This is a genomic window from Streptomyces sp. NPDC058198, assembly GCF_042882605.1.
Taxonomy (GTDB): domain Bacteria; phylum Actinomycetota; class Actinomycetes; order Streptomycetales; family Streptomycetaceae; genus Streptomyces.
Genome location: NZ_JBHVVP010000004.1, coordinates 160057 through 175567, shown reverse-complemented (window position 1 = coordinate 175567; position 15511 = coordinate 160057). Strand labels below are relative to the sequence as shown.

The following is a 15511-nucleotide window of genomic DNA, read 5'->3' as shown; positions in this document are numbered from 1 at the left end:
GGAGCTCCTTTGAACATGTTCAAAGGAAGTATCGGATGCACTCTACGGGACAGGCGCGTCAGGAGGGGGAGCGTTATCGGACTGCGACGGGCCGCTGTTTCGCGCCGCGCCGGGGCAACTGGTGGCCGTCAACGGCCGGCTTTTCGGTGCAGAGCCGAATCGTCAGAACATCCCGCCACCCGCTCGGATGGCCTGGCCGGTGATCCAGCGGGCGGCGTCGGAGGCAAGGAAACCGACGACGTCGGCGATGTCGTCGGGCCGGCCGAGGCGGCCGAGCGGGATCTGTGTCGCCAACTGCTCGCGGGCCTGAGGCGGCAGCTGGGCGGCGAGCGCATCGGTGTCGGTGGCGCCGGGGAGCACGCTGTTGACGGTGATGCGGCGTGGGCCCAGCTCGTGGGCGAGGGTGCGGACGAGCGCGTCGCCCGCGGCCTTGGAAGCAGCGTAGACGCCGGATCCGGGGCGCTGGGTGACAGCCGCTCCGCTGGAGACGACGACGATCCGTCCGCCGTCGCGCACCCGTATCGCGGCCTCGCGCAGCGCGGTGAAGGTGGCGCGGGTGTTGGTCCGGAACATCACATCGAAGTCTTCGTCGGTGGTCTCGGCGATGGATGCGAAACGGGCGACGCCGACGTTGCACACCACGATGTCGAGGCCGCCGTACTCCTTCACCGCGGTGTCGAACAGCCTCCGCAGCTCGGCCGGCTCGGCGGCGTCGCCACGCACGGCTGTCGCCCGGCCACCGGCCGCCTCGACGGCGGCGACGGCCTTTGCCGCGGAGTCCGCGTCCGAGCGGTAGTTGACGACGACGGCCGCGCCGTCCGCGCCCAGGCGTTCGGCGACGGCGCGGTCTCGTGCGCCGAGAGACCGACCCGGCCGACCGCCGGGTGAGCCGCGTTGTCCTCACCGACGAGGGCCGCGAGGTGGGCGAGGAGATGAGCGACGCGTTCGCCTGCGCTGTGGCAGAGCGCTGCGCCACCGTGCCGCGCACCGATCTCGCCCGCCTCGCCAGGATCGGCGCCGCCGCGGCCGACGCCCTCGGCGACGCGAGCTGACTCCGCCACCGCCCGGAAACTCTTGAGCGGTGGATGGTTCGCTCCGCCGGCCGGAGCTACCTGGGCTTTTGGCCAACGCCGCGAGCGCGCGTGCTGGGCGTCGCGACGGGGCAAACGTTGCCGGGAGGGGCACTAGACCCAGGTGTCGAACCACATCCGGTTGCGCCAGGAGTCGACGGGGATCGAGGTGCCCGTGTAGAGCGGCCAGAAGTAGATGAAGTTCCAGATGATCAGCAGGACCAGCACGCCCGCGCCGACCGCGCCGATCGTCCGGCGTCTCTCGTCCGAGCCCGCAGGGCCGACCAGCGCGCCGACCAGCATCGCCACCGCGAGACACAGGAACGGCACGAAGACGACCGCGTAGAAGAGGAAGATCGTCCGCTCCTGGTACAGGAACCAGGGTGCCCAGCCCGCCGCGACAGCGCAGGCGATGGCGCCCGCGCGCCAGTCGCGCCGGAAGAACCAGCGCCACAGGACGTAGCAGAGCGCGAAGCCCGCCGCCCACCACAGCAGCGGCGTGCCGATCGCCAGCACCTCGCGGGCGCACTTGCCGGCCGTCGACGCCGGGCAGCCGTCGGAGCCGGCCGCCGGGTCCTCGTAGAAGTACGAGACGGGGCGGCCCAGGACGATCCAGCTCCAGGGGTTCGACTGGTAGGTGTGGCCCGAGGTCAGGTTCACATGGAAGCTGTAGACCTCGTTCTCGTAGTGCCACAGGCTGCGCAGCCAGTCCGGCAGCCAGGTCCAGTGGCCGCCCTTGCCCTGGGTCTCGGCCCAGTTCCTGAAGTAGCCCTTGTCGCTGACGATCCAGCCGGTCCACGAGGCGACGTACGTGACGATCGCCACCGGCACCGTCGAGAAGAAGGCCGGCACGAGGTCCCGCCGGAGCACCGCCCAGTACGGCCGCACCGCGCCCGCCGTCCGGCGCGCGCCCACGTCCCACAGCACGGCCATGATCCCGAAGGCGGCCAGGATGTAGAGCCCGTTCCACTTCGTCGCGAAAGCCAGGCCCAGCATCAGCCCGGCCGCCAGCCGCCACGGCCGCCAGCCGAGCCGCAGGTACTCCGCGACCTCGACGTCGGGGCGGAGCACCCCCTCCTCGTCCACCGGGAGCGCGGCCGCCAGCCGCCGCCGTGACCAGTCGCGGTCGATCAGCAGACAGCCGAAGGCGGCCAGCACGAAGAACATCAGCACGAGGTCGAGGAGCGCGGTACGGCTCATCACGAAGTGCAGGCCGTCGACGGCCAGCAGCGCGCCCGCCAGGCATCCGAGGAACGTCGAGCGGAACAGCCGCCGCCCGATCCGGCACAGCATCAGCACCGACAGGGTGCCGAGCACCGCCACCATGAAGCGCCAGCCGAAGGGCGTGAACCCGAACAGCTGCTCACCGAGGCCGATGACCCACTTGCCCACCGGCGGATGGACGACGTACCCGGGGTCGGTCGGCACCGGGACCAGGGACGGATCCTTCAGGATCTGCTTGTCGATGTCCTTGGGCCAGCTGCCCTCGTACCCCTGGTTGATGAGCGCCCAGGCGTCCTTCGCGTAATACGTCTCGTCGAATATCACCGCCTTGGGGCTGCCCAGGTGCCAGAACCGCAGCACCCCCGCGACCAGGGCCACGAGCAGCGGCCCGCCCCAGGCCGACCAGCGGACCAGCCGGTCCGCGAGGAGGGGCGGCACCGCGAGCACGGCCCACAGCCGCTCCGAGGGGCGGGTGTACGGCGGCACCAGCCGCTCGCGCAGCCCGATCACCGGCCTGGGCGCATGGCCGAATCGGCGGAGCCGCTGAGGCCATGAGGGCGGCTTGTCGCCGGCGTCGTGCCCCTGTAGGGCTTCTGGCGCAGTACTGGTCACCGCGCCATCGTAGGGAACGCCGCTGTGCGAGGGGTGCGTCGCGCCCTGCGAGGATGGCGGATGTGAACGGAACGCTGGTACTCGCAGGGACGCCCATCGGTGATGTGACGGACGCGCCGCCCCGGCTCGCCGCCGAACTGGAGACCGCCGACGTGGTCGCCGCGGAGGACACCCGGCGGCTGCGCCGGCTGACCCAGGCGCTGGGCGTGCAGACCCGTGGCCGGGTCGTGTCGTACTTCGAGGGCAACGAATCCGCCAGGACGCCCGAGCTGGTCGAGGCGCTGGTGGGCGGGGCGCGGGTGCTGCTGGTCACGGACGCCGGCATGCCGTCCGTCTCCGACCCGGGGTACCGGCTGGTGGCGGCGGCCGTGGAGCGAGACATCAAGGTCACGGCCGTGCCGGGACCGTCCGCCGTGCTGACCGCGCTGGCGCTCTCCGGGCTGCCCGTGGACCGCTTCTGCTTCGAGGGCTTCCTGCCGCGCAAGGCGGGCGAGCGGCTGAGCCGGCTGCGGGACGCCGCGGCCGAGCGGCGCACCCTCGTGTACTTCGAGGCGCCCCACCGGCTCGACGACACCCTCGCCGCGATGGCCGAGGTCTTCGGCGCCGACCGCCGGGCCGCCGTCTGCCGCGAGCTGACCAAGACGTACGAGGAAGTGAAGCGCGGTGGCCTCGGTGACCTGGCGGCCTGGGCGGCCGAGGGCGTACGGGGCGAGATCACCGTCGTCGTCGAGGGCGCACCGGAGTCGGGGCCCGGGGAACTGGATCCCGCCGAGCTGGTGCAACGGGTGCGCGTGAGGGAGGAGGCGGGGGAGCGGCGCAAGGAGGCCATCGCCGCCGTCGCCGCCGAGGCCGGGGTGCCCAAGCGCGAGGTGTTCGACGCGGTCGTCGCGGCAAAAAATGCCGCGCGAACGTCCCCCGCGGACGGTAAAGGACTATCGTGAAAAGCAAAGCGCAGACCGCGTGCCGGGCCTTTGGGGCATGAGAAGGCCAAGAGCATTCCATTAATCGACAGGCGCTGATGCGCTCCCGCCATTAAAGGCGTCCACTGGGTCCGTGGAGAGGAGCTGGCATGAGTGAGATCACGGGCACCGCCGTAGCCCACGAGGCATATGCCTTTTGTTGCATGCGTTGTGGGCACGGCTGGGAGCAGGCCTACGACATAGAGCATCACGTCGACGGCTCGGGACAGAATTTCGTCGTTTACAAGTCCAACGGGGTGCGGGTACCTTCGCCGCTGTCCAGCCCGTCCTGCCAGAACTGCGGCGGGCACATCGTCCGCATCATGCGGTCCGGGCAGGTCTCGTCCGTACGGGCTCTGATGATGGAGCAGCACCACCCCGCCAAGAGCCCGGCCAAGGGCAAGCGGGCCGGGAAGACGAAGACGAAGCCGGAGTCCGCGGAGGGGTCCGCGCAGCCCGCCGAGGAGATATCCGCCGGATCGGCCGACGGCATACCCGCCGGCGCCTCCGCCGCCGGGGCGGGCCGGCACCACTGGCATCTCTCCGATCTGCTGCACCCCTTCCACCACCGCACGTGAGCCGCCGCTTCCACCGCACGTGAGTCCATGGGCGCGATCCTCGTAGGATCGCGCCCATGAGTTCGAAGCACGCCGCGCCGCCACTGCCCGAGCCCCTGCGGGTGCCGGTCGCCGATTCGCACACCCACCTGGACATGCAGGACGGAACGGTCGGGGAGGGCCTGGACAAGGCCGCCTCGGTCGGCGTGACGACGGTGGTCCAGGTGGGGTGCGACCTCAAGGGCTCGCGCTGGGCCGCCGAGACGGCCGCGGCGTACGAGAACGTGCACGCGGCGGTCGCCCTGCACCCGAACGAGGCGCCCCGCATCGTGCACGGCGACCCCGACGGCTGGTCGCGGCAGGGCGCCCGCGCGGGCGGCGGCGACCCGGCGCTGGACGACGCGCTGGCGGAGATCGACCGGCTGGCCGCCCTGGTCCAGGTGCGGGCCGTCGGCGAGACGGGGCTCGACCACTTCCGGACCGGGCCCGAGGGCATGGCCGCCCAGGAGCGCTCCTTCCGCGCCCATATCGAGATCGCCAAACGCCACGGCAAGGCGCTCGTCATCCACGACCGCGAGGCGCACGCCGACGTGCTGCGGATCCTCGCCGACGAGGGCGCCCCGGAACAAACGGTCTTCCATTGCTATTCCGGTGATGCGGAAATGGCCGAAATTTGCGCTGCGGCGGGTTACTACATGTCTTTCGCAGGCAATGTGACATTCAAAAACGCTCAGCCGTTGCGTGATGCGCTCAAAGTAGCGCCAATAGAGCTTGTTCTTGTGGAGACGGATGCGCCTTTTCTCACTCCGGCGCCCTACCGGGGGCGGCCGAATGCGCCCTATCTCATTCCGGTCACGCTGCGTGCGATGGCCGAAGTGCGCGGGATCGGTGAGGACGCCATGGCGGAGGCGATTTCACGCAATACGGCGCACGCCTTCGGTTACTGACCCATAACGGCGCCCGGGGGCGCTCCGGCGCGGCCGTAGGCTTACCCGGTGAGCACCACTGAGCCCGACGCCCTCCTGGGCCCCGCAGACATCCGCGAGCTGGCCGCAGCGCTGGGCGTACGCCCGACGAAACAGCGCGGGCAGAACTTCGTCATCGACGCCAACACCGTCCGCCGGATCGTCCGCACCGCCGACGTGCGCCCGGACGACGTCGTCGTGGAGGTCGGTCCCGGGCTCGGCTCGCTGACGCTGGCGCTGCTGGAGGCGGCGGACCGGGTGACGGCCGTGGAGATCGACGACGTCCTGGCCGGGGCACTGCCCGTGACGATCGAGGCGCGGATGCCGGCGCGCGCCGGGCGCTTCTCGCTGGTGCACTCCGACGCGTTGCGGGTACGGGAGCTGCCGGGCCCCGCACCCACCGCGCTGGTCGCCAACCTGCCGTACAACGTGGCCGTGCCGGTCCTGCTGCACATGCTGGAGCACTTCCCGACCATCGAGCGGACCCTGGTGATGGTCCAGGCCGAGGTCGCCGACCGGCTGGCCGCGGCGCCGGGGAACAAGGTGTACGGAGTGCCGTCCGTGAAGGCCAACTGGTACGCGGACGTCAAGCGGGCGGGATCGATCGGCCGCACCGTCTTCTGGCCCGCGCCCAACGTGGACTCCGGCCTCGTCTCCCTGGTGCGCAGGGCCGAGCCGGTGAAGACGACGGCCTCCAGGGCCGAGGTCTTCGCGGTCGTCGACGCGGCCTTCGCGCAGCGCCGCAAAACCCTGCGGGCGGCCCTCGCCGGATGGGCGGGATCCGCCCCGGCGGCCGAGGCGGCGCTCGTCGCGGCGGGGATCTCGCCGCAGGCGCGCGGCGAAGCACTGACGGTGGAAGAGTTCGCGCGGATCGCGGAGTCGAAGAACGCGGAGTCGCAGGCGAAGGGGGACGGCGCGTGAGCATCACCGGCGGGCGCGTGAGCGTCACCGTACGAGTACCGGCCAAGGTCAATGTGCAGCTGGCGGTGGGCGCGGCCCGCCCCGACGGCTTCCACGACCTGGCGAACGTCTTTCTGGCCGTGGGCCTCTACGACGAGATCACGGTCACGCCCGCCGACGAGCTGCGCGTCACCTGCTCGGGCCCCGACGCGCACCAGGTGCCCCTGGACGAGACGAACCTCGCGGCGCGGGCCGCGCTCGCGCTGGCGCGGCGGCACGGCATCGACCCGCACGTCCACATCCACATCGCCAAGGACATCCCGGTCGCGGGCGGTATGGCGGGCGGCAGCGCGGACGGCGCGGGCGCCCTGCTGGCCTGCGACGCGCTCTGGTCGCTGAACTCCTCGCGGGACGAGCTCCTCGCCCTCTGCGCCGAGCTGGGCAGCGATGTGCCGTTCAGCCTGATCGGCGGCGCTGCGCTGGGCACAGGCCGCGGCGAACAGCTCACCGTCCTGGAAACCGGCGGTGCCTTCCACTGGGTGTTCGCGGTCGCCGACGGCGGCCTGTCCACGCCCGCCGTCTACCGCGAGTTCGACCGGCTCGGCGCGGGCACGGAGGTCCCGGCCCCGGCCGCCGACCCCGCGCTGCTCGACGCCCTGCGCGCCGGCGACGCCGTCGCCCTGGCGGGCACCCTGGCCAACGACCTCCAGCCCGCGGCCCTCTCCCTGCGCCCCTCCCTGACGGCCACCCTCGCCGCCGGCACCGCCGCCGGCGCCCTGGCCGCCCTGGTCTCCGGCTCCGGCCCGACCACCGCCTTCCTCACCAAGAGCCCGGAAGCGGCCGCCGAGGTAGCCGAAGCCCTACGGTCCTCCGCCACCTGCCGCACCGCCCGCGTAGCCCTGTCCCCAGCCCCGGGCGCCACGATCGTGGCGGGCCCCGCCTGACGTACGCCGGACGGTGCGAGGGCGGCAGGCCGTCGCACTGTTCCCGGCGACTACGCTGGGACGTCGATCGATCCCCCTGTACAGGAGTGAAATGGCCGTCAATCTGGTCAATGTCGAGGCAGTCACCAAGGTGTACGGCACCCGTGCGCTGCTCGATGGTGTCTCTCTCGGCGTCTCCGAGGGGGACCGGATCGGGGTCGTGGGGCGTAACGGCGACGGCAAGACGACCCTCATCCGGATGCTGAGCAAGCTGGAGGAGCCCGACACCGGGCGGGTCACCCAGAGTGGGGGGCTGCGGCTCGGGGTGCTGACGCAGCACGATTCGCTCGATCCCGAGGCCACCGTCAGGCACGAGGTCATCGGTGATCTCGCCGATCACGAGTGGGCCGGCAACGCCAAGATCCGGGATGTGCTGACCGGGCTGTTCGGCGGGCTGGACCTGCCGGGGTTCCCGCAGGGGCTCGACACCGTCATCGCGCCGCTCTCCGGTGGCGAGCGGCGCCGGATCGCGCTCGCCAAGCTGCTCATCGGCGAGCCGGATCTGATCGTGCTCGACGAGCCCACCAACCATCTCGACGTCGAGGGCATCGCCTGGCTGGCGGAGCATCTGCGGGCCCGGCGGTCCGCGCTCGTCTGCGTCACGCACGACCGGTGGTTCCTCGACCAGGTCTGTACGCGGATGTGGGACGTCCAGCGCGGTGCGGTGCACGAGTACGAGGGCGGCTACTCCGACTACGTCTTCGCCCGCGCCGAGCGCGAGCGCATCGCCGCGACGGAGGAGGTCAAGCGGCAGAACCTGGTCCGCAAGGAGCTGGCCTGGCTGCGCCGCGGCGCCCCCGCCCGTACCTCCAAGCCGCGCTTCCGGGTCGAGGCGGCCAACGAGCTGATCGCGGACGTACCGCCGCCCCGCGACACCTCCGAGCTGATGAAGTTCGCCAACGCCCGGCTCGGCAGGACCGTCTTCGACCTGGAGGACGTGACCGTCCAGGCCGGTCCGAAGGTGCTGCTCACCCATCTCACCTGGCAGCTCGGCCCCGGCGACCGGATCGGCCTGGTCGGGGTGAACGGCGCGGGCAAGACCTCGCTGCTGCGCGCGCTCGCCGACGCCGCCCGTACGCAGGGCGACGTCCAGCCCACCGCCGGGAAGGTGATCGTCGGCAGGACCGTGAAGCTGGCGTACCTCTCCCAGGAGGTCACCGAACTCAAGCCCACCCTGCGGGTACTCGAAGCGGTCCAGCAGGTGCGGGACCGCGTCGACCTCGGCAAGGGCCGGGAGATGACGGCGGGTCAGCTGTGCGAGCAGTTCGGCTTCACCAAGGAGAAGCAGTGGACGCCGGTCGGTGATCTGTCCGGTGGTGAGCGGCGCAGGCTCCAGCTGCTGCGGCTGCTGATGGACGAGCCGAACGTCCTCTTCCTCGACGAGCCCACCAACGACCTCGACATCGAGACGCTCAACCAGCTGGAGGACCTGCTCGACGGCTGGCCGGGTTCGATGGTCGTCATCTCCCACGACCGGTTCTTCATCGAGCGGACCACCGACAAGGTGATGGCGCTGCTCGGCGACCTGACGCTGCGGATGCTGCCGCGCGGCATCGACGAGTATCTGGAGCGGCGCCGCAGGATGGTCGAGACCGCCGTCCCGGTGCCCGCGCAGGCGACAGCCGTTGAGCGTCCGGCGGGTTCCGCGTCGGCCAAGGACGGCCGCGCGGCGAAGAAGGAACTGCAGAAGATCGAGCGTCAGCTCGACAAGATGTCCGGCCGTGAGACCACGCTGCATCAGCGGATCGCCGATAACGCCACAGACTTCGAGAAAGTGGCCGAACTGGACGCGGAGCTCCGTGAACTGACCGGTGAGCGTGAAGAGTTGGAGATGCGCTGGCTGGAGCTCGCGGAGGACGCGTAGAGACGGCGTGCAGGGCGCGTAACGAGCGCATCACGGGCCGGTTCTCCCTTGGGAACAGGGGCGGACCGGCCCGTCCCGTACACCAGTCCGAGTGATACAAAGAAGCCCCGCTCGACTGATGTGACGATGCGGAATCCACACTCGAATCACTCCATTCCGGGGGGTCAGCCGCCGGGATCGCGGGGGAGGCCGATCGGGTGGTGGTCCGCACGCGAAGGGGGAAAGCGCTGATGACCCAGCCACCCGGCCAGCAACCGCCGCAGGGAGGCTTCGGCGCTCCGCAGGACCCGCAGCAGGGGATTCCGCAACCGCCCCCGCAGTCCCCGCAGATGCCACCGCCACCGCAGATGCCGCCGCCCCCGCAGCCGGGCTACGGCTATCCGCAGGCGCCGGGCCAGGCGCCGGGCCAGGCGCCTGGCCCGTACAACCAGCAGCCGGGGCCGTACGGTCAGCAGCCGGGACCGTACGCTCAGCCCGGCCCCTACGGTCAACAGCCGGGCCCCTACGGCCAGCAGCCCAATCCGTACGGTGGCGGCTATCCGCCCCAGCAGTTCCCCGGCGGCCCCACCCCGCCCCCCGGCGGTGGCGGCGGCAAGAACTTCTTCTCGGGCAAGCCCGGCGTCATCGTCGCGGCCGCCGCCGCAGCGCTGCTGGTCATCGGCGGTGGTACGTGGTTCGTCCTCAGCGGTGACGACGGCGGCACCAAGCCGGTCGCCGACAAGAGCCAGGACGCCGAGCCGAGCGGTTCGCCCAGCGTGGACGAGGGCGACGGCACCGGCGGTGGCCGCGAGGCGAACGACGACCTCAACGCCGGGCGCAAGGACGGCGAGTCCAAGGTGCTGTGGCTGCAGACGAACGATGTGGACCTGCCGCGCAACGGTTCGGACGTGTTCGGGCCGTGGTTCCACGGCGACACCGTCGTCAAGGCCATGTACAAGCAGGTCGTGGGCTATTCGGCCACCGACGGCAAGAAGAAGTGGACGCTTACGCTGCCCGCGGAGCTGTGCTCGGCGCCCTTCGCGCCCTCGGCCGACGGAAAGATAGTCATCGGATTCAAGAACGGCACCGCCGACACGGCCGACTGCGACCAGATCCAGTTGGTCGACCTCACGACCGGCAAGGGCGGCTGGAAGAAGGAGATCCCCAAGGCGGGGCTCTTCGACCTGCTCTCCGACATCACCCTCGCGATCAGCGGGGACACCGTCACCGCCGCCCGCACCGGGGGCGCCAACGCCTTCCGGATGAGCGACGGCAAGGAACTCTTCAGCAAGCTGCCCGGCGACTGCCAGCCGTACGCCTTCGCCGGCGGCGCCAAGCTGATCGCCGCCGAGAGCTGCCCGATCGGTGACGCCAGCGTGGCGCCGAACCAGGTGCAGGAGCTCGACCCGGTCACCGGCAAGGCCAAGTGGACGTACAAGGTGAAGAAGGACTGGGAGGTCGACAAGGTCTACTCGGTCGACCCGCTGGTCATCTCCCTGAAGAACGCCGAGAAGAAGAGCTGGAGCATCCTCGCGCTCAACGCGAACGGCACCCTGCGCTCGCAGATGGAGGGCGGCGACGACAAGTTCCAGCCCGAGTGCGGCGGCAGCTTCATCGTCCTCGGCCAGAACCTGGAGGGCTGTGTCGGTGTCGCCGCCGACGCCACCACCTTCTACATGTCGACCGCGCCCGACCAGAGCGGCACCGCAGGCACCAACGAGGTCGTCGCGTTCAATCTGGCCACCGGAAAGCAGAAGTGGCGTTCCAAGGCACCGGCCGGACGCGTCATGACGCCGCTGCGCATGGAGGGCGGAAACGTCCTGGTCTACATGGAGGCCACGTACGACAAGGGCGGCGTGGTCGCGACCGTGGCCCCGAGCGGCGGCGCCCCCAAGACGCTGCAGCGGCACCCGGCGTCGACGGCCCAGATCGAGAACGACTTCTACTCGTCGACGCTGGCCTATGTGGACGGCCGTTTCTATGTGACCAGCGGCCGGGTCAGCGCCGGGAACGACGCCGAGGAACTGCAGGCGAAGACCATGATGGCCTTCGGCGAGTGACCACGGCCTGACGTCCTTCCGTCCCCGACTCCCCTTCCCCGAGCTTCTTTCGAGCTTTCCGAGTTCCCTTTCGAGGTACGAACGCCATGACGCAGCCGCCCCAGCCGCCCAACGAGCCCCCGCAGGGAGGGTTCGGCGCCCCGCAGGACCCGCCGCCCGGCGGCTTCGGCGCCCCGCAGGAGCCTCCCCCCGGTGGCTTCGGCGCCCCGCAGAACCCGCCGCCCGGTGGGTACGGTGCTCCGCAGCCGCCCGCGCAGAACCCGCAGTACGGCTATCCGCAGCCGCCGCCGCAGGGATACGGATACCCCGGGCAGCCGGGGCAGCCGGGCCCGCCCGGCCAGTACCCCGGCTACGGCTACCCGACGCAGCCCATGCAGCCGCAGTACCAGCCGCCCCCGCAGGGCGGTGGCGGCAAGAAGCTGACCACCCAGACGCAGATCATCATCGCCGCGGCCGTCGCCGTGGTGCTGATCATCGGCGGTGGTATCTGGTTCGCCGGCTCCGGTGACGACGGCACGAAGAAGGACGCCAAGGGGTCCACGTCCGGCTCCACCGAGGGCGGCACGGGCGGCGAGAAGGGGATCGGTGGCGGCGGCAAGGAGAAGGCGCCCGCCAACACCCGCTCCGCGGTGGCCTTCCAGCTGCCGACACCCAAGGTCGCCGACGTCACCGCCGTCGACGGCTCGTGGATCACCGACACCGCGTATGTGAAGACCGGCATCAACCAGATCGTCGGATACGACCTGGACAAGGGCAGCCAGCTGTGGTCGATCCCGCTGCCCGGACAGGTCTGCGCGGCGTCGAGGCATGTCACCGAGGACAACAAGACCGCGGTCGCCTTCGAGTCCGCCAAGCGGACCTCCGCGAAGGACTACCAGGCGTGCACGGAGGTCGGCGCGCTCGACCTGGAGTCCGGCAAGCTGCTGTGGAGCAAGTCCGTCACGGGCTCCAACGCGGGTGACTCGAAGGTCCGTTTCAGCGAGATCACGCTCAGCGGCGCGACCGTCGCGGCCGGCGGTACGGACGGCGGCGCGGCCTTCGACATCGCCACCGGCGCGGTCCGCTGGAAGCCCGAGATCGACGCCCAGGGCTGCTACGACATGGGCTACGGCGGCGGCGAGGGACTCGTGGCGGTCCGCAAGTGCGGTACGTACGACGACCCGCAGGTCAGCATCCAGAATCTGAACCCGCGCGACGGCACGCCGCTCTCCACGTACAAGATGCCGTCCGGTGTCGAGTACGCGAGCGTCGTCTCCACCAAGCCGCTGGTCGTCGCGGCCGACGTCGGTGACACCGCGGGCGACGGCAGCGGTATCTCGGACTTCTTCTCGATCGACGAGAAGACCGGCAAGCTGCTCGTCAAGATCGCGGCCGACGCGGACAAGTACGCGGCGGACTGCCGGTCCACCGAGGTCGAGTCCTGCCAGCAGCTCGCGGTGGGCAACGGCCGGATCTATCTGCCGACCGAGGAACACCAGGGCACCGGCGAGTACGGCAACACCAACGAGATCGTTTCCTTCGACCTCACCACCGGCAAGACCACCTCGGACCGCGCCGACGCGGGCGACCGCTACACGATGTTCCCGGTGCGCATGGATGGCGGCAACATCATCGCCTACAAGTGGCCTCCGTACGACAAGGGCGGCCAGATCGTCTCCATCGACGGTGGCACCTTCAAGGAGACGGTGCTGATGGAGAACCCGGGCGACGAGGCCGTCCGTGGCGCGGAGACCAGCTTCACCCCGGACTACTCGGAGATCCGCTACGCGGACGGCCGGATGTTCGTCTCCGAGGTGATGGTGAGCAAGCCCTCGTCCGCGGACGACCGGTCGTATCTCGCGGTCGCGTTCCGCACCAAGTAGCGCGTCGGCAGGGCGTACAGGCAGCCGGCCCGCACCCGGCGGCGCGGGGCCCCGGCCCGTGGACGACACCACGGCCGGGGCCCCGCGCCGTACCCGCGCCACCCCGCCGACTAGTCCCGAATAGCGGCGAATTCGGCAATCCGGGGGGCTTCTCGCCGGTAAGCGGCGCACGACGTCGAACAAGCGTGTAGCTTGCCGGGTCAGGAGGCCGGGGGCCAGGGTTGAGCGGGGACGGGGGAGTGCTCGATGGGCGTGCGGCTCATGGTGGTCGATGATCACCGACTGCTCGCCGAGGCGCTCGCCTCGGCTCTGAAACTGCGCGGGCACCGGGTGCTCGCGGCGGCCGCGCCCACGGCGGGCGTGGCCGAGCTGGTGGTGAGCAGGGCGCCCGAGGTGTGTCTGCTGGGCACGTCGACACCGGCCGAGCCGGGGGTCTTCGACCCGATCGTACGGATCAAGCGGGACCGCCCGCAGGTGGCGGTGGTGGTGCTCGGGCCCGTGCCCAGCCCGCGCGGGATCGCCGCGGCCTTCGCGGCCGGCGCCTCCGGCTACGTACGTCACGACGAGCGCATCGAAGGCGTCGAACGGGCCATGGTCAAGGCGCGGGCGGGGGAGAGCGCGGTGTCGCCGCAGCTGCTCCAGAGCGCTTTCGCCGAGCTGCTCAACCCGGCGGCCCAGCCGGACGACGAGGGGCAGCGGCTGCTGGGGATGCTCACACCGCGCGAGATCGAGGTGCTGGTACGGGTCGCCGAGGGCGAGGACACCCGGCTGATCGCCGCCGGGATGGGCATCGCGCCCAGCACCGCCAGGACGCATGTGCAGCGGGTGCTGATGAAGCTGGGGGTGGGCTCCCGGCTGGAGGCGGCCGCGCTGGCCGCGCGTACGGGGCTGCTGGACCGGGCCGGGCCGGCCCGGCCGCCGGGCGGTACGGCGACGGGGCCGGACCCCCGCGATCAGCGCGAGTGAGGTCCGGCCCCGAACGTGCCTGCGACCTGGCCGTTACTCGGCCGGGTGGTCCTGGGATGAGGCCGAAGCGGCCGGCGGGGTGGGCGGCGCCGTCGGGCGCAGCTTCAGCCAGATCAGGAAGAAGAGGCCGAGGGCCAGCATGCCCAGGCCCGTCCAGAGATTGATGTTGATGTCCTGCGCCTTCTTCAGATCGGCGTCGGACGCGGTGATCCCGGCGATCGTGACGATGATCCCGTAGAGGACGAAGAGCCCGCCGATGATGCGGCGGATGTCGAAGAGCCGTGCCGCCGTCGCGGACTTGGCCTCCAGTTCCTCGACGTCGTTCTGGTAGTCGCTCATGGTGATGCGTTCCTCTCAGCCTCGGTCGGAAGCCGGTCAGACGGAGAAGGTCAGAAGGAGAAGGGGATGTAGCAGAGGGCGGCGAGGACGATCGCGCCCCAGCCCAGCAGGGCCGGCTTGCGGTACCACGCGTCGTCGCCCTCGGCGGGGACTTCGTCCATCCCGGGCGAGCGGCTGCCGTACACCAGGCCGGCCAGCTTCTCGGCCGGCTTGGGCTTCGTCACGTACGAGACCACGACCATCACCACGGCGCCGACGACGAACGCGACGATGGAGGAGACGAAGTTCGCGCCCTGGTCGCTGGGGATGTCGACGATCCCGCCCTTGTACAGCCAGAAGTAGTTCACCATCGCGGCGACCGTGCCGGAGAGCAGGCCCCAGAATCCGGCGGCCGGGGTCGTCCGCTTCCAGAACATGCCGATGATGAAGACCACGAACAGCGGGACGTTGAAGAACGAGAACAGCGTCTGCAGGTAGTTCATGATGTTGCTGAAGCTGGACGCGATGAACGCGGTGCCCATGCCGATCAGCACACCGACCGCCGTGACGACGCGTCCGGTCTTGAGGTAGTAGGCGTCCGGACGGTCCTTCTTGAGGTACGCGCCCCAGATGTCGTTCGTGAACACGGTGTTGAACGAGGAGACGTTGGCCGCCATACCGGCCATGAACGCGGCGAGCAGACCGGTCACGGCGATGCCCAGCACACCGTTCGGCAGCAGGTCGCGCATGAGGACCGGGATCGCGTCGTTGTACTGGAGACCGCTGCCCGCCTTGCCCAGGGTCGGTTCCATGACGAGCGCGATCAGGCCGGGAATGATCACGACCATGGGTATGAGGATCTTGGGGAAGGCCGCGATCAGCGGGGTGCGCCTGGCCGCGGAGAGGTTCTTCGCGGACAGCGCACGCTGCACCTCGGCGAAGTTGGTGGTCCAGTAGCCGAAGCTCATCACGAACCCGAGGCCGAGGACGATGGTCAGCCAGTTCGCGCCGAGCGGGTTCGGCGAGCCGATGCCGGTGCCCTCCCAGGCGGTGAGGAACGCGCCGCCGTGCGAGCCGGTGAGAGAGTCGGTCAGTCCGTCCCAGCCGCCGACGCGCTTGAGAGCCTGTCGGATGACCTCTGATCGGGCGGCCACGCCCTGGCACGCGCGCTTCCCGCGTTGCCGAAATATCC

Annotated in this window: 13 protein-coding genes and 1 pseudogene; 10 read left to right on the top strand and 4 right to left on the bottom strand. The window is 70.6% G+C overall.

Features of this window, described 5'->3' with window-relative positions; all coding sequences use genetic code 11:
• Positions 1–162: 162 nt before the first annotated feature.
• Positions 163–828 (bottom strand): SDR family oxidoreductase, encoded by a 666-nt coding sequence (locus tag ACFVWW_RS16885; RefSeq protein WP_384187905.1) that lies wholly within the window; start codon positions 826–828, stop codon positions 163–165.
• A 23-nt stretch (positions 829–851) separates the two neighbouring features.
• Here ACFVWW_RS16885 and ACFVWW_RS16880 point away from each other — a divergent pair, with 23 nt between their 5' ends.
• Positions 852–1052 carry a hypothetical protein gene (locus ACFVWW_RS16880; protein WP_384187772.1) on the top strand — a complete coding sequence of 67 codons (201 nt, stop codon included), beginning with the start codon at positions 852–854 and terminating at the stop codon, positions 1050–1052.
• A gap of 132 nt (positions 1053–1184) precedes the next feature.
• On the opposite strand, the gene ACFVWW_RS16875 is transcribed toward ACFVWW_RS16880, so the two are convergent.
• Positions 1185–2906 carry a dolichyl-phosphate-mannose--protein mannosyltransferase gene (locus ACFVWW_RS16875; protein ID WP_386879187.1) on the bottom strand — a complete coding sequence of 574 codons (1722 nt, stop codon included), beginning with the start codon at positions 2904–2906 and terminating at the stop codon, positions 1185–1187.
• Between the two features lie 53 nt (positions 2907–2959).
• On the opposite strand from ACFVWW_RS16875, the gene rsmI reads away from it, so the two are divergent.
• From rsmI to ACFVWW_RS16830, 9 genes are all read left to right on the top strand, one after another.
• On the top strand, positions 2960–3847 hold the full coding sequence (gene rsmI / locus ACFVWW_RS16870; RefSeq protein WP_384187701.1) for a 16S rRNA (cytidine(1402)-2'-O)-methyltransferase: 888 nt from the start codon (positions 2960–2962) through the stop codon (positions 3845–3847).
• A 128-nt stretch (positions 3848–3975) separates the two neighbouring features.
• On the top strand, positions 3976–4443 hold the full coding sequence (locus ACFVWW_RS16865; RefSeq protein ID WP_384187699.1) for a hypothetical protein: 468 nt from the start codon (positions 3976–3978) through the stop codon (positions 4441–4443).
• Positions 4444–4499: 56 nt separating this feature from the next.
• Entirely contained in the window at positions 4500–5369 is an 870-nt protein-coding gene (locus ACFVWW_RS16860; RefSeq protein ID WP_384187698.1) for a TatD family hydrolase, read from the top strand.
• Between the two features lie 48 nt (positions 5370–5417).
• Entirely contained in the window at positions 5418–6308 is an 891-nt protein-coding gene (rsmA, locus tag ACFVWW_RS16855; protein ID WP_386879186.1) for a 16S rRNA (adenine(1518)-N(6)/adenine(1519)-N(6))-dimethyltransferase RsmA, read from the top strand.
• 17 nt (positions 6309–6325) lie between these two features.
• Positions 6326–7231: a 4-(cytidine 5'-diphospho)-2-C-methyl-D-erythritol kinase gene (locus ACFVWW_RS16850; protein WP_386879216.1), complete on the top strand. Its 906-nt coding sequence runs from the start codon at positions 6326–6328 to the stop codon at positions 7229–7231.
• 91 nt (positions 7232–7322) lie between these two features.
• A complete protein-coding gene (locus ACFVWW_RS16845; RefSeq protein WP_384333739.1) occupies positions 7323–9134 on the top strand; it encodes an ABC-F family ATP-binding cassette domain-containing protein in 1812 nt (603 codons plus the stop codon).
• Positions 9135–9364: 230 nt separating this feature from the next.
• Positions 9365–11173 carry a PQQ-binding-like beta-propeller repeat protein gene (locus ACFVWW_RS16840; protein WP_386879185.1) on the top strand — a complete coding sequence of 603 codons (1809 nt, stop codon included), beginning with the start codon at positions 9365–9367 and terminating at the stop codon, positions 11171–11173.
• A gap of 86 nt (positions 11174–11259) precedes the next feature.
• Positions 11260–13035: a PQQ-binding-like beta-propeller repeat protein gene (locus tag ACFVWW_RS16835; protein ID WP_384187689.1), complete on the top strand. Its 1776-nt coding sequence runs from the start codon at positions 11260–11262 to the stop codon at positions 13033–13035.
• Positions 13036–13281: 246 nt separating this feature from the next.
• Positions 13282–14001: a LuxR C-terminal-related transcriptional regulator gene (locus ACFVWW_RS16830; protein ID WP_384191747.1), complete on the top strand. Its 720-nt coding sequence runs from the start codon at positions 13282–13284 to the stop codon at positions 13999–14001.
• 33 nt (positions 14002–14034) lie between these two features.
• On the opposite strand, the gene ACFVWW_RS16825 is transcribed toward ACFVWW_RS16830, so the two are convergent.
• Together ACFVWW_RS16825 and ACFVWW_RS16820 are read right to left on the bottom strand one after the other, a co-directional pair.
• Positions 14035–14340 carry a hypothetical protein gene (locus ACFVWW_RS16825; RefSeq protein WP_386879184.1) on the bottom strand — a complete coding sequence of 102 codons (306 nt, stop codon included), beginning with the start codon at positions 14338–14340 and terminating at the stop codon, positions 14035–14037.
• Between the two features lie 50 nt (positions 14341–14390).
• A pseudogene (locus ACFVWW_RS16820) lies at positions 14391–15440 on the bottom strand (Na+/galactose cotransporter); the annotation flags it as partial.
• Between the last annotated feature and the right edge of the window lie 71 nt (positions 15441–15511).

Coding starts and splice junctions, on each gene's coding strand:
- rsmI (WP_384187701.1), top strand. CDS start 2,960: ATGGCGGATGTGAACGGAACGCTGGTACTCGCAGGGACGCCCATCGGT.
- ACFVWW_RS16865 (WP_384187699.1), top strand. CDS start 3,976: ATGAGTGAGATCACGGGCACCGCCGTAGCCCACGAGGCATATGCCTTT.
- ACFVWW_RS16860 (WP_384187698.1), top strand. CDS start 4,500: ATGAGTTCGAAGCACGCCGCGCCGCCACTGCCCGAGCCCCTGCGGGTG.
- ACFVWW_RS16845 (WP_384333739.1), top strand. CDS start 7,323: ATGGCCGTCAATCTGGTCAATGTCGAGGCAGTCACCAAGGTGTACGGC.
- ACFVWW_RS16840 (WP_386879185.1), top strand. CDS start 9,365: ATGACCCAGCCACCCGGCCAGCAACCGCCGCAGGGAGGCTTCGGCGCT.
- ACFVWW_RS16835 (WP_384187689.1), top strand. CDS start 11,260: ATGACGCAGCCGCCCCAGCCGCCCAACGAGCCCCCGCAGGGAGGGTTC.
- ACFVWW_RS16830 (WP_384191747.1), top strand. CDS start 13,282: ATGGGCGTGCGGCTCATGGTGGTCGATGATCACCGACTGCTCGCCGAG.
- ACFVWW_RS16825 (WP_386879184.1), bottom strand. CDS start 14,340: ATGAGCGACTACCAGAACGACGTCGAGGAACTGGAGGCCAAGTCCGCG.